A 13,659-nucleotide genomic window follows, 5' to 3' on the forward strand; every position below is an offset into this window, starting at 1 on the left:
AGGACAATTCATGATTTCAGGGCGTACAGCCGTCATCACCGGCGGTGCCCAGGGCATCGGTCTCGCGATCGCGACACTGTTCGCCGAAAACGGGGCGAACATCGTGATCGGCGATCTCGACGAAACGAAAGCGAAAGAAGCCGCCGCCGCTCTACCTACGGACGCCGTCGGGGTGCGTTGCAACGTGACCTCCGCCGAAGACGTGCAAGCCTTGGTGGACAGTGCCGCTTCTTCGTTCGGGTCGATTGACATCATGGTCAACAATGCGGGGATCACCCGTGATGCAACCATGCGGAAGATGACCGAGGATCAGTTCGATCAGGTCATCGACGTGCACCTGAAAGGGTGTTGGAACGGCACGCGGATCGCGGCCGGCGTCATGCGCGAAAACGGCGGGGGATCAATCATCAATCTGTCCTCGATTTCAGCGAAGGTGGGCTTTATCGGCCAGAGCAACTACTCGGCCGCGAAAGCCGGAATCGTCGGCCTGTCCAAGGCAGCAGCGAAAGAAGTTGCGCACCTCGGTGTCCGAGTGAATGTGATTCAGCCGGGTTTGATCAAGACGGCGATGACCGAAGCGATGCCGCAGAAGGCATGGGATCAAAAGATGTCGGAAATCCCGATGCAGCGTGCCGGTGACCCCCGTGAGGTGGCGTCGGTCGCCCTGTTCTATGCCTCTGACCTGTCCTCGTACATGACCGGAACGGTCTCCGAGGTCACCGGCGGACGCTACATGTAGCGACCGCCGCCGGTCTCAATTGCTCGATCCACGCATCCAAGAAGGAAATTCATGCCAAACGCCGTCATCTGCGAACCGCTGCGCACACCAGTCGGACGCTTCGGGGGAGTATTCCGCGACGTCGCACCGCAGGAACTCGCTGCCATCGTGATCAAGGAACTGTGCGCCCGCACCGGACTGGACGGGACCGTGATCGACGACGTCATTCTCGGACAAGCGTCACCGAACGGAGAGTCACCGGCCATCGGACGCGTCGCAGCACTCGACACCGGCCTCGGGATCGAGGTACCCGGTCAGCAGGTCGACCGACGATGCGGCTCCGGCCTACAGGCTGTTCTGCAAGCGTGCATGCAAGTGCAGTCGGGTGGCAGCGATCTGGTCCTCGCCGGGGGAGTCGAAAGCATGAGTCAGGCCGAGTTCTATGCCACCGGCATGCGGTGGGGCGTTAAGGCCGAATCGGTAGTGTTGAGCGATCGATTGGCACGGGCCCGTGTCACCGCAGGCGGGACGAACTTCCCGGTGCTCGGCGGGATGATCGAAACCGCCGAGCACCTACGTGCAGAGTTCTCCATCAGCCGTGCAGATCAGGACGCACTCGCGGTGCAATCGCACCAGCGTGCGGTTACAGCACAGAAGAACGGCGTGTTCGCCGAAGAGATCGCGGTAGTGCCGATTCCGCAGCGGCGCGGCGAGCCACTTCTGGTCGACACCGACGAGCACCCGCGTGCCGACACCTCTGTCGAGGGTCTGGCCAAGCTCCGTCCGATAAGGTCGAAGATCGATCCGGACTCGACTGTCACCGCGGGCAACGCAAGTGGACAGAACGACGGAGCCGCCCTTGCCATCGTGACCACTCCGGGTCGGGCAGCCGAACTCGGTCTCCGGCCCCTGGCACGGTTGGTGAGTTGGGGACTGGCCGGTGTGCCTCCCCGGACCATGGGCATCGGACCCGTGCCGGCATCCGAGAAAGCGCTTAGTCGTGCGGGCTTGACGTTGGCCGACATGGATGTGATCGAGTTGAACGAAGCGTTCGCAGCGCAGACGCTGGCGGTGCTGCGTACCTGGGGAGTTGAACCCGACGATCAGCGACTGAACCCGCATGGTTCGGGTATTTCGCTGGGACACCCGGTGGGGGCAACGGGCGGCCGGATACTCGCGACGTTGCTTCGTGAGATGCGGCGGCGAGATGTGAGGTACGGCTTGGAGACTATGTGTATCGGCGGTGGACAGGGACTTGCTGCGGTGTTTGAAAACATCCACTGACACTGATAGAGGAACTCGATAAGCATGCGAACATTTAGGACACCCGAGGAACTACACGCCGCCGTCCGTGACGATCTGGGTACGAGCGACTGGAAGGCCATCACCCAGAACATGGTCGACCAATTCGCAGAAGCTACAGGCGACCACCAGTGGATTCACATCGATGTCGAACGCGCCACCGCGGAAAGTCCTTTCGGCGGTCCGATAGCGCACGGATACCTGAGTTTGGCCCTGTTGCCTACACTTGCAGCACAGATTTACACGATCGAAGGTGCCAAGCTGATCGTCAACTATGGATCGAACAAAGTAAGATTCGTCAACCCTGTACTAGTCGGTGCGCAGGTTCGTCTACGTTCAACATTGGCTTCTGTCGAGGAAGTACACGGCGGGGCACTTCAGATCCAGCTGGAGCATACCCTCGAAATCGAAGGTGCCAAGCGGCCAGCGCTGATCGCCGCAACGATTTCACGCATCGTGTTTCAATAGTGTTGACGACGGTTGAAAAGTGGTTCTGGCCCACTTTCCGTGATCGATTTTGAAAGTTTCAGCCGCTGAGGAGTATTCGTTTGCGAAGCAAGTCGAATCCAGCGCGCCCATACATTTGTCGTTTGAGCATCTTGATTCGGTTCACGTGGCCTTCGACGGCGCCGGAACTATGCGGCAGGGTCAGCCCGTTTCGGACGGCTGCATGGTCGGTGTCGAGACCTCGGACGAAGCGATGCAAGTGCGGCAGATCATCTGCCGAGACGGCAGACATCCACGAGTTCAATTGTTTGCCAAGGCGTTCGATGAGCATCTCCGCAAACGACTTGACATGGCCTGCAGTTGCTTCGAGATGTGGACAGCTGGCGAGAACCTGCTTGAGCCTGATCTGCTCGTCGTCGGTGAGGTTGTCGGGGTGACGCAGCATCCACGACGTGATCCGCCGCACCTTCGGCACTTTCGGTGTGGACGGTGGTGCTGCCCCTATTCTGCGAAACGGACGAAGGTAATCCCGGACGGAGCTGTAGCTGCCGCGATATCCCAATGCTCGAAGTTCTTCGTAAAGTACAGCAGCGGAGGCATGGCCGTCATTGAAACGCTCGTGAAGGTATTCGGCGAACTCGTCCAACATAGTTGGCCGGCCGGCCCGCGGCGCCCCCAACAATTCATCGACACTGCTTGCGTAGTAGAAACGGCGGACGGTCTCCCGTGCCAGTCCGAGTTGCCGTGCGATCGCATCGATTCCTATGCCTTCGTTCTTGAGAGTTGTGACCGCCTCGAATCGCTGTTTCGTGCGGGCGGCGAGTATCGAACTCTCCTGACGAGTCGGGTGTACCTGTTCGGCGGCCATACTCCGTTGCTCCGATGCGGTGCGTTCGATCGAAGGTTTAGCCTGAATCCACCGATGAGCTTGTGAAAGTTGATCCGAATCGACGACACGAGCAAGAACTGTTTCCAGGCAGGGCGTGACCGCTGGTCTACCCAGCTTTTCCACGATTGACGAGTGTCGGGCCGCTGTCGGCGATTCGGTCAGATTTCAAGTGATGGGTGGCGGGCTGTACCCGATAGTGTTGGCCCACAGTCGAAGCCACACAGCGGTCCACGGCCAGTGAGTGGGCAGTCGCAGGATCGGTTTTCGTTGCGGTCGAGTCAATCGAGCGGGGATGTTGACGATCTTGCGTCGGAGCGTGGCCCCGCGGGAATGTGAATGCCGGTCGCCGGCAAGAACGCCGGTTGCCCGAAGCAGATTGTGGGCGATCGCCGCGCACAACACCCAGGCGGAGTTTGCCCCGAACTTCCCCGATGGCATGTGTGCAAGTGGCCCGTCGATGAGATCAGCGAACACGGTTTCGATAATCGCGTGCCGGCGGTGTGTGACATCTGCGTCGGCGGTGAGCCGGGTGGTGTTGGTGAAAAAGGGGTGATACCGCCAGACGGGAAACAACGTATCCGGGAATCGTGCGTCTTTGACGCGGCGCACAATCAGCCGGGCGGCGACCGGGGTCTTGGTGGAAGTGAAAGCGGTGTAAGTGGTTTCGGCGACTTCGGCATCGGAAATCCAGTCACCGGTCTCGGGGTCTCGTACCGCGCCGGGATACTTCACGGGTGTCCAGGCGTCTTCGGCAATCGAATCGATTGCCCGCGCGACGGCGGTGTTCTTGGCCATCACGACCGAGAATTCGACCTTTGAGCGCAAGCAAGCGGTCACGACGGAGCGGGTGCCGTAGGCAGAATCGCCACGAACGAGGATCGTGCCGACCGCACCCGCTTTTCGGGCGGTGACGATGGCTTGGGTGACCATCCGGCCTGCGCCTTTACCCGATGCGGCTTTGCCTGCTCGTAGCCGCATCCCGGTGATGACCGGTGCGGAATCGGCGGTGCTGAGTATCGTTGCGAGCGGTGAGAGTCCTTTGCGGAGGACCTGCTTTCCGGCGATTTTTGCATGTCCGTAGGAGGCGCCTTCTTTGGCGTGGCCGTAAACGGGGCGCAGCAGCGAATCGATGTCAATGAACGCGTGATCGACGAGTCCGGGGAGAATATCGGTGCGGGAGGCGAGTGAGATGAGGTGTTCACGCAGCACTGATTCGAGTTGGCGATTGTGCCCGAAAGTGAACTCACGCAGCAGTGTTCCGATAGTGGAGGGTGCGTAGACGTTGCCGAACAGCTCCTTCATGCCGCCGGAGCGAAGGACGTCGATGTCGTCGATGCTGTCCGCGCCCGCGCACATCCCGGCGATCAGTGTCACCAATTTTGGTGCCGGATTCGCTGCCCCGGATGCGATTTTCGTGGCGGTGATCGAGATCTTCTCGGCGAGGAGGTCCGTGAGCCTGGTCTGCTCGGCCAACGTCATCACCGGGACCAGTCCCGCGCACGAGACGATGTGGTTCTCGTTGAACACTGCGGAATCTTCGACGAACTTGTGGGACACTTTCACTGGAAGTGCCTTTCCTGAGCTGGTGGATTTGTTGCGTGAGAACTCAAATCATCCCAGTTCAGGGGGCACTTTCTTCAGTTAGACACTCCGGTCAATGGAAGTTCTATCGGTGGATTCAGGCTTAGTGCGTGCTTGATTATCTGATCGTCGCCGCAGGCAGCGTGGACCAGGCTGTCTCCAACAAAAGGACCAACAGTGGGGAGCCTGCGACGAACTACAACCTGTCCGAGGCACTGGCAAGACGATCCCGACGTTGCACCATCAATGTTTCGGCCAGCACGCAGAAGGTGGTGCCGCACAACGCGAGCCGTACGCGCACTGTCGAGTCGTCGCGGGCTCATCGTGAACCCGCACGATTCGTTGGAGGTTCAACATGCAGATCATCGTTCAATCGAAGTTGGCTGGTACACGCAGGGACAGCCCGCGGCCGGACAGTCTGTGCGCTGATTTGCCGATCCGCCGAACTCCTTTGTCCCTCCACTTGGCGGACGAAGCCCAGGTCACCGTCACCGAGACTTCCGACGGAGGGGATGTGTTGTCCACGCATACGGTGCGAGCCGTGATTGGGGCCGGACCCGACGACGAATTCACGCGCGAGCTGCGATTGCTTGGCGAGGTTCCGGCCCTCGGGTTGCTCGACGTTGCGCACGTCGTCGATGTGTCGGGCACTGTGGCTGGGGCAGCAGCCGGCTGCGCCACCGCGTTTGCTGCGGCGATTGCGGAGCGCTTGATCGACAACGGCACATCGGCGCGGATTGTGGTGCTCGATCATTTCGAATCTCAGATCGCTGAGGTCGAGATCTGAGATTCACTATTCTCCAGCATGTTTCGGTGAACTCTCGTCATCGATTCTCGACGGTCGGGCGCTGGTTGAGTGCCGCACTCGCGCCGTGAGCGCGTGATAGTGATGCCTGGGCGGCGGAAGCCGCAGTGCAAGCGAAGGAGGCCAAAGGCATGGCACGTAAGAAGATCGAACAATCTGTGAAGGCCTTGCAGATCGCTGACCTCAGTGGCCGAATGATTGGTTCCCTCATCCGGCTCCGGTCGACGATGGGGGACAAGCGGGAAATGGAGGTCGAAGTTCGGCAGATCGGATTGGATGCCAATGACGCCGGTCTCCACGTCATCATTCGTAGGGCAGATGCCGAGGGCATTGACGCCGATATCGGTTTCATCGACGTTGAAGGCAGTGGCCCCGAAGATGATCGCGTATTTGCTTATATCGGTGAATACGATCTCGACCATCCGATCGAGTTGATCGAACGCTGACCCCTGCCGTTGAACGCAGGGCGAGTGGCTGGTCCAACCTCCGAGGCGTTCAATTTCGGAGTTTCTGTGGGCACTGTCCGGCGGCTTGTGAACGGCCGAACGGGTGCTGAGCGCGAGTGTTTGGCACTCGTTATTGGGGGTTCGTCCACAAGTTGTCGAAGGTCACTATTGCCCGGATGACCTCGACACATCTACACTGAATCAAACATCGACAAACTGATTCAGGAGGGTATCTGTCATGACCACACCCTCGACCGGCACACGGATCGAGAAGGCGAGGCTCGCCGCCAACATCCCGAGCCAGCGCAAGCTAGCCGAGGAGGCCGGCATCTCGCAGTCGACCCTCTCGCGAATCATCACCGACGCCCGGCCAGCAAAAGCGAACGAACTACTCGCCATCTCCATGGCCACCGGCTGCACCTTGGCGGAGCTGACAGGCACTTCTACGGTTGCCGACCGCGTCCAGTACGCGGCCAGGGCCACCAACGGTGCGAACATGGAGCAGATGCGCGAGCAGCTGATCCGTTTCCTCGAACTCGACGCCTACCTCGAAGACCAGGGCATCGGCGTTTGCCTGTGAACCCAGAAATCGAAGGCCGCGATGCAGCGGCGGAGTTTCGCCGCGAGCATGGGCTCGGCAACCAGCCACTCGCCGACCTCGTCGCGCTCATCGAGCAGACGACAGGCAATGACGTCGCAGTACTCGACGGTGGCCGGGACGAACACGGACTCACAATGCGTGACAGCACGCGCGACGCAGTGTTCATTGCCGTAGCTCGAACCAAAAACCCTATGCGTCAACGCACCACATTGGCTCACGAGCTAGCGCACGTCGTGTTCGGCGACTGGGCCATCGAGGACACCGGTGACAACCGCCCACCCCATGAGATCCGGGCGGATGCCTTCGCTCGACATCTGCTGATCCCGGTCGCCGGTGTGAAGCAAATTGTCGGTGGCGCATCAGCTGACCTCAGGACACTCTCGACCTGCGTTCAGCTTTTCGGCGTGTCTCCGGCGGTGGCGGCTATCGCGATGCACCACGCAGGCTGCATCGACTCACCCATCAAAGACCAATGGATGGCGATGACCACACCGCAGATAGCAGCACGGTTTGGGTGGGCTGACCAGTACGAATCACTTCAAACACAGTCCGACACACGTCGAGCGCCGCAAAAACTGTTGGCTCGGGCGATCGATGGATACATCGAGAACGTCGTGCCCGCACAAACTTTGGCCACACTCCGTGGAATCCCCGTCGGCGATGTCGTCGAGAGCCTCAACGAAGACGGAATCACTCCCATCGAACATCAGACGGAGTGGGCCTCCGCCGCTGCGCTGCCCACAGTCGATGTCGACTTCACCGACTGGGAGGACGACGACAGTGACGAGGATCCTGCCGGATGACAGTACGGCCGATCATCGACGCCGGACCGGCACTGAACTTTCTCGCCATCAACAAAGAACGCCTGCTGCTCGCGACGACGGGCCCGATCAGCACTCCGGAAACGGTCCGCAACGAGGTGCTCAGCAAGTCAGCGAAGGACCGCCGCTTCGCCCAGGTGGAGAGAGTCTGGAACAAGATCCCCTCACGACTGCTGGACGTGCTTCCCGATGATCCGACGCCCGAACTGATCGCCGTCCTGGGCCGCATCAGCCAGCAACCGTGGAAACAACGGTTGGCGACAGCAAAAGATCTCGGTGAAACCATGGTTATCGCGCACGCGGTGGTCCACGCCGAAGCCGGGCACCAAGTCACAGTGATCATCGACGATCAAGGCGGCGCCGCTTTGGCGACAACGGAGATCCGGCGTTTGAGCCGACTTCGTCAAATGGGAAAGCCCGTTGGAGGGATCGCACTAGTGAATACGGTCACGATCCTCGAGAAAGCCGCTGGAGGCATCCATCTTCCTGACAAGGGAAGTATGCGAGAGATCTACACCAAGCTTCGTAAGAACGACGACGGTCTACTCCCGATCGACCGAACGCAATTGCTGTCGTCAACCGTGTGGAAATAGTTCCGGAGAGAGTTGCTCTGCGCTGAAAGTTGGCAGAGGTCACACTAGAAGCCTCAAAGCAGAAGCCCAGGTAAGGTGGCAGTTTTGCGGGCGATTCTTTCTCGTTCCGTTCCCTCACCGCTGCAGGCTGTCCGCGATTCATGAACTACATACGGCCCGAGCGCCTTCGGTGAGCCGAGGGGTAGTCGGCGGGAAGCGCGGATATGGCATACGGTCGCGAGCATCTCGATGCAGTCGCCGCCGAGCTCAACAACCGGCCCCGCAACATGCTCGGTCGGAGTACACCCGAAAATCGCCTCCGCGGTTTGCTCGATAACTTGTCTCCATAGCCATCGCGACCGAATTGCACCATCGTTCGACACCGGATGAACTGCTAGCCTGACCAGGTGTTCGTGATCCGACAGGCATGGTGGCGGCTGCTCTCGCAGCCCGTCTAACCATGTCGTGGGCTGTATGCAGCCCACGCGCAAGTCGAATTCCGGCCGAGCCCGAGGTTCCGTACAGCCCCTGACCATTCAGGAGCCCTACAGTGACATCCCTCGAAACCACCACCGCACGCAGCGACCGTCTACGCGACGACATCGCCGAAAACCCGAGCCGATACCGAGTCCTGACCGGTGAACGCCCCACCGGCCCACTGCATCTCGGACACTACTTCGGCACCCTCGCAGAAAGGGTTCGCCTGCACCAGCGCGGCGTCGACACCTTCATCATCCTCGCGGACTACCAGGTCATCACCGACCGCGACGCCATCGGCGAAGTCCGCGACAACGTGTACAGCGCAGTGCTGGACTACCTTGCCGCAGGCATCGACCCGCAACGAGCGACGATCTTCACCCACTCCGCGATACCCGCACTGAACCAACTCGTGTTGCCATTCCTGAGCCTGGTCACCGAGGCCGAGTTGCACCGCAATCCGACAGTCAAGGCCGAACACGCCGCCTCCGGGCGTGCCCTCAGCGGTCTCCTGCTCACCTACCCGGTCCATCAGGCCGCGGACATACTCTTCTGCAAAGGCAACCTCGTCCCAGTCGGGAAAGACAACCTCCCACACGTCGAAATGACCCGTGTCATCGCGCGACGCTTCAACGACCGCTACGGCCCGGTCTTCCCCGAACCTCAAGCGCTGCTTACCTCGAGCCCCGAAGTACCTGGACTCGACGGCAGAAAGATGTCCAAGAGCTACGGAAACGCCATCACACTGTCGATGACCGCCGACGACACCGCAGCGGCAATCCGTAAGACACCGACCGACTCACAACGCCGCATCACCTTCGACCCGATCAACCGCCCCGGGGTATCCGCACTGCTGACCACGGCAGCATTGTGCTCGGGCCGCAGCGAGCATGACCTCGCCGCCCAGATCGGAGACGCCGGCGCTGGCGCTCTCAAAGAGCTCACCACCACAACCGTGAACGACTTCCTCGCTCCTCACCGGCAACGCAGAAACGACCTCACCCAAGACCACCGCCATGTCGCCGACGTACTGCGTGCCGGAAGCCAACGCGCGAACGAAATCGCCCAACAGACCCTCGATGAAGTCCGAACTGCGATGGGCACCATCTACTGATCGCCCCCACCCCATTGCGCACTCCAGTACGCTGGACATTCATCGTGTTGCGGCGATCCCAGGAATCCGCCCAGCCCGCCCGGGCCTTTCGCTTCTCCCGCCCAGCGAATTGCCGTTTTGCGTAACCCTCCTCGCCTGATGCCGAGCGACAGATCCTTGGCCGGCCATCTTACTGAATCGAGTGAAAGACCATGTTTAACAACATAATTACTGCCGGAACGGAGCGATCGATCATCGAGAACACGCTCGACCGGAACCGCGAAGCGCTGATCGAGACCGTGCGCGGACTCTCTGAAAGCGATGCCCGGCAACGACTCGTCGTATCGCTGACGACACCGATCTCCTTGATCAAACATGCGGCAGCCGCGGAACGGATATGGTTCCAACGGTTTTGGGCAGGACTCAGCGAATCTGAATGCGATGGTTACTCCCGACGAGACGAAGGTACCTTCGCTGTAGCTGGCGACGAGTCGCTGGCAGATGTCATCGCCGAGTTCGAGCGCGCTAGCCAACGGTCACGTGCGATCGCCTCCCGCTTCGACCTCGACGACACCATGGACACTCCCCGAGAAGGGACCGTCAGCATGCGATGGACGCTGCTTCTGATGATCCAAGAGTTCGCCAGGCACGCAGGTCACGGCGATATCCTCCGCGAACAGATCGACAAGCCGCTACTTTGACAGTCGAACGCAAGACGGATCGTCCTGTTCGCTGCTTGTGCAGTTAAGACTGCTCGGATCCATTGTGCAGGAACATCAGAGCAGAAACCCTCGCTGAGCATCCGCCACGACGGCCGCAGCTACACGCGGTGCCCAACTCTCGTGGCCGAGCAGACTCCACGTCGGATCACGACTATCGAGTGGTGTCGCTGCCAGCTGAACCCGCCGCATAAACCTTCCGACAACAGGGAAGGACAACGCGATCCACCTCCACGAACCATCATCAGAGGCGATACCGAGCCGGCTCATCACGGCAGTCGATAGCACCGACACGTCACCGCCCGCTCCCACAAAAGCGTCCGCCGAGACATTGAGAACAGCCGTCCACGACTGCACCGGCGACTTCGGTCCACGCGGTGACGACTTCAAGCCTGATCTCGCCCGCTGCGGCTTCTCCATCGCAGCTGCCGCCGACTGCGCCCACATCGCATCGTCGCCACGGCTCGCCGGCAACGGATGCGATCGAACATGCTGACGCATCTCGCTACATCCGTCAACGACCTGCACCTCACCGATGGGTTGGGTCGCGAGCAGAAACTGCAACAAAGACCCAACGTCACCTGTTCGGCGTACGTCCGAAAACGCGCCGCCATCGAGACGTCGAGTATGACTACTTCTCGTCACGAGACCTGGCCTTGATCGAACGTGCCGTGAGCCAAAGGGTTCGGCGTGTGTAGCGGATCCGGACGCCCGATCAGCGGGTGATCCGATTTCGGGGCACCGACAATGGCCAGAGCGTCACGATGAAAAGACGCACCGGAGATCGAAGCGACCAATACGACCTTTCGGTCGAAGACAACCAAGGCGGTCGATGACGCCGCGACGTAGTCAGCGCGCAGCTTCCACAGCCCGCGCGCCCGCTCCCACAGCTCTTCCGGTGCGAGGTCCGGCGCATACCCGATGTAGCTCCGTCCGAGAGGATCGTCCATGGCGGCAGGTGTGGATTCGCCCAGCGTCAGTCGCACCGCCGTAATTCGCGGCGAAAACTCCATCGGCCGGAAATGTTGCAGCGTCGCGGACGCGCCCTTTTCTCGGTCGAAGGAAACGTGGTCGAACGTGGGGTAGTGCCTGTCCTTGAGATACACAGGCGGCATCTCACCGTTCGCGGAAAAGCGCTGTTGCTCAAGGAATTGCACCCTATCCTTGATATCGCTACCCAATGGCGTGTCCAGGATATCGAACCCTGCCTTCTTCAACGCCCACTCGATCTCGTGCGGATAGACGTCAGGCATATAGTTCTGACGGAAGTGTCCAGTATCCGCCGGTACGGCCGAATACATCGCCTTCTGACAACTCTGCGGTAGTACCTTGATGATTCGGAGCATGCACGCACCGAGCACCGCTGATTCCGTCCACTTTCGCTGCTGTCGGAACTGCACCTTGTCGATCGCGACGTACAAACAGAGCATCCGAACGAAATACCCTTCTACCAGCGGGAAAATGTGCTCCCACCATTCAACGACCTCGGAGCCCCGGCTACAGAACAACGCGTACAACGCGCTGTTCTCGAGAACACCGATCGCAGTCGGCACATCGTCAGCGTGAGCGTCAAGGATCCGGCGGGCATGCTCGGTGATCTCACACTTGTCACAGGGATGCCCGAGTACCCGAAAGATGGAGTCCTTGCCGGATTGAAACCGGCGATGCCCGCAACTGTTCACTGTGCAACCAGGGGCTACGCAGTACAAGCACGCGTAAATGTCGCCCTGCTTCCACACCATGTCCGAACGACGTTGCAACGGGGTCTCTCGCCATTCGTGGCCGGCCGGGCAGATCCACCACACCATGTCGTTCGACGAGTTCGTTACTGAACCAAGATCAATCCCTGCATTGCGAGTGGGATGCAGCTGACGAAACAACTTCGGATGCTCATCCTTGAGACGCATAGTTCTCCTCCGACTCCTTGGCCCGTTCAACCACGATGAGCACGGCTATGTAGGCAGCACCGCCCGTCAAAGGAGAGTCACCTTGTCGGACGTTTTGATCGGCGCACCTTCCGGTCCCGCGATGTACGTCGAGATCCAGATCGGGTGATGCCGCTGCTCACTCGGGTACCACTGCCGCTTCCAATGGCCCCGAACTGTCCACCGGTGCGAATACACCCGCGACGGTGCTCCATCGTCACCGGTTGCGCGGGCGCCACTGCGAGATCGATACGACAAATACGTCACCAACCCCGGCTGACGACGCCGCCCACTCAATGACGACTTCGCGGTGCGAATCGTGGACGAGTCCACCAACGCTCCCTGTCGAAGCATGTGCGTGAACGAGAGAAATACGGCCAATATCTGCTCAGAACTCCAGCCCTGATAGATGCCCTTTCGGGACCAATCCGGAGCGTCATCGGGCATCCCTGGGGTGTACCCGCCGATATTCTGAAGCGACGGCGGGGAATCACTTTCAGGAGAACTCAATTCCGCCTCGGCAGTTGGGATAGGCAGATACTTGTAATCGCCGAACCTGTATCCCCAGCCCTCCCGAATCTCACCTTGATTCACAATGAAGTCCTGAGCCCCGGTAGTCGGCACCAACTGAACCGAAAGCAGATCATCGACGGTGTTCCACAGCAACACCAGATCGCCCTCCGATTGCGTCAGATAGGCGACACCAGAAGGTGAGGGCAGATCAGCGATCGTGACACCGACTTCCGCTGAGCCCTCACTTCCCGCCAGGATCAGCGCCGTCATTTCCTCGGAGGCAAAGTAAGCGTGCCGGTCCAATGTTGCTCCGCTTGTGCACCGATACCCGCAATAGATGACGATTATCTCCTGCTCGTCCACTGCTTCGTCAGACAAGGCCAGAGCGCCCTTGAACCCGAGATATCGCTCAGGGTTCGCAGAGAGCACCTCCACTGGCTGTCCATAGAATTTGCTCAACCCATTCAACGTCGGGCCGACAACTCCCGACGCGCGGAAACTACGCAACTCCCACACCGAGAAAGCAAATGGTTCCAGATGCTTCATGACCGGCGTAGCTGCCTCGTCGAACGCATCCAACAACAACGGCATCTGCGCTGGCTTCAGCTGCCCCGTCGACAACGCCATTTCTGCTCGCTGCCGAACCGCGAGTCCATGTCGCAGCTGAGCTCCCGGAGTGTGCTTCGGAGGTGCCTCCCGCACAACAACTTTCCTCTTACTCTTCGCCTTACCCATCACGACCCCCTGCGT

The 13,659-nt window shown here is 60.1% G+C and carries 15 protein-coding genes; 10 read left to right on the top strand and 5 right to left on the bottom strand.

Features of this window, described 5'->3' with window-relative positions:
• Positions 1-10 precede the first annotated feature (10 nt).
• Genes fabG through RA302_RS30985 form a run of 3 tightly spaced genes read left to right on the top strand, consistent with a single transcriptional unit; the run spans position 11 to position 2,488 of the window.
• Entirely contained in the window at positions 11-739 is a 729-nt protein-coding gene (fabG, locus tag RA302_RS30975) for a 3-oxoacyl-ACP reductase FabG (RefSeq protein WP_075836534.1), read from the top strand.
• A 51-nt stretch (positions 740-790) separates the two neighbouring features.
• Positions 791-2,002 (top strand): acetyl-CoA C-acetyltransferase, encoded by a 1,212-nt coding sequence (locus RA302_RS30980; RefSeq protein WP_075836536.1) that lies wholly within the window; start codon positions 791-793, stop codon positions 2,000-2,002.
• A gap of 24 nt (positions 2,003-2,026) precedes the next feature.
• Complete coding sequence (locus tag RA302_RS30985) at positions 2,027-2,488, top strand: MaoC family dehydratase (RefSeq protein WP_075836538.1); 462 nt, start codon at positions 2,027-2,029, stop codon at positions 2,486-2,488.
• Between the two features lie 58 nt (positions 2,489-2,546).
• On the opposite strand, the gene RA302_RS30990 is transcribed toward RA302_RS30985, so the two are convergent.
• Positions 2,547-3,335 (bottom strand): transposase, encoded by a 789-nt coding sequence (locus tag RA302_RS30990; RefSeq protein WP_338481182.1) that lies wholly within the window; start codon positions 3,333-3,335, stop codon positions 2,547-2,549.
• A 186-nt stretch (positions 3,336-3,521) separates the two neighbouring features.
• Positions 3,522-4,919 (bottom strand): IS1380 family transposase, encoded by a 1,398-nt coding sequence (locus tag RA302_RS30995; protein WP_075835702.1) that lies wholly within the window; start codon positions 4,917-4,919, stop codon positions 3,522-3,524.
• A 373-nt stretch (positions 4,920-5,292) separates the two neighbouring features.
• Here RA302_RS30995 and RA302_RS31000 point away from each other — a divergent pair, with 373 nt between their 5' ends.
• The 7 genes from RA302_RS31000 to RA302_RS31030 all read left to right on the top strand — a co-directional run bounded on the left by RA302_RS31000 (position 5,293) and on the right by RA302_RS31030 (position 10,453).
• Positions 5,293-5,724 (top strand): hypothetical protein, encoded by a 432-nt coding sequence (locus tag RA302_RS31000; RefSeq protein ID WP_047269116.1) that lies wholly within the window; start codon positions 5,293-5,295, stop codon positions 5,722-5,724.
• A 149-nt stretch (positions 5,725-5,873) separates the two neighbouring features.
• Complete coding sequence (locus RA302_RS31005; protein ID WP_047269115.1) at positions 5,874-6,188, top strand: hypothetical protein; 315 nt, start codon at positions 5,874-5,876, stop codon at positions 6,186-6,188.
• Between the two features lie 238 nt (positions 6,189-6,426).
• Complete coding sequence (locus RA302_RS31010) at positions 6,427-6,768, top strand: helix-turn-helix transcriptional regulator (RefSeq protein WP_064112288.1); 342 nt, start codon at positions 6,427-6,429, stop codon at positions 6,766-6,768.
• Positions 6,765-7,592, top strand: a complete 828-nt coding sequence (locus RA302_RS31015) for an ImmA/IrrE family metallo-endopeptidase (protein ID WP_064112289.1) — start codon at positions 6,765-6,767, stop codon at positions 7,590-7,592. Before RA302_RS31010 ends, RA302_RS31015 begins: the two co-directional genes overlap by 4 nt.
• On the top strand, positions 7,589-8,203 hold the full coding sequence (locus tag RA302_RS31020; RefSeq protein WP_075835704.1) for a PIN domain-containing protein: 615 nt from the start codon (positions 7,589-7,591) through the stop codon (positions 8,201-8,203). Before RA302_RS31015 ends, RA302_RS31020 begins: the two co-directional genes overlap by 4 nt.
• Before the next feature lie 529 nt (positions 8,204-8,732).
• Positions 8,733-9,773: a tryptophan--tRNA ligase gene (trpS, locus tag RA302_RS31025; RefSeq protein ID WP_064112177.1), complete on the top strand. Its 1,041-nt coding sequence runs from the start codon at positions 8,733-8,735 to the stop codon at positions 9,771-9,773.
• Positions 9,774-9,964: 191 nt separating this feature from the next.
• The gene (locus tag RA302_RS31030; RefSeq protein WP_064112179.1) at positions 9,965-10,453 is read left to right on the top strand and encodes a DinB family protein; all 489 of its coding nucleotides are present in this window, start codon (positions 9,965-9,967) and stop codon (positions 10,451-10,453) included.
• 75 nt (positions 10,454-10,528) lie between these two features.
• Here RA302_RS31030 and RA302_RS31035 read toward each other — a convergent pair whose 3' ends face one another.
• From RA302_RS31035 to RA302_RS31045, 3 genes are all read right to left on the bottom strand, one after another.
• Positions 10,529-10,972 carry a hypothetical protein gene (locus RA302_RS31035; RefSeq protein ID WP_143542642.1) on the bottom strand — a complete coding sequence of 148 codons (444 nt, stop codon included), beginning with the start codon at positions 10,970-10,972 and terminating at the stop codon, positions 10,529-10,531.
• Positions 10,973-11,112: 140 nt separating this feature from the next.
• Positions 11,113-12,378: a zinc-ribbon domain-containing protein gene (locus tag RA302_RS31040; RefSeq protein WP_075835706.1), complete on the bottom strand. Its 1,266-nt coding sequence runs from the start codon at positions 12,376-12,378 to the stop codon at positions 11,113-11,115.
• 66 nt (positions 12,379-12,444) lie between these two features.
• Entirely contained in the window at positions 12,445-13,536 is a 1,092-nt protein-coding gene (locus RA302_RS31045; protein WP_047269110.1) for a hypothetical protein, read from the bottom strand.
• Positions 13,537-13,659 lie beyond the last annotated feature (123 nt).

The organism is Rhodococcus sp. DN22 (genome assembly GCF_036669995.1).
GTDB classification, from domain to species: Bacteria; Actinomycetota; Actinomycetes; order Mycobacteriales; family Mycobacteriaceae; genus Rhodococcus_F; species Rhodococcus_F erythropolis.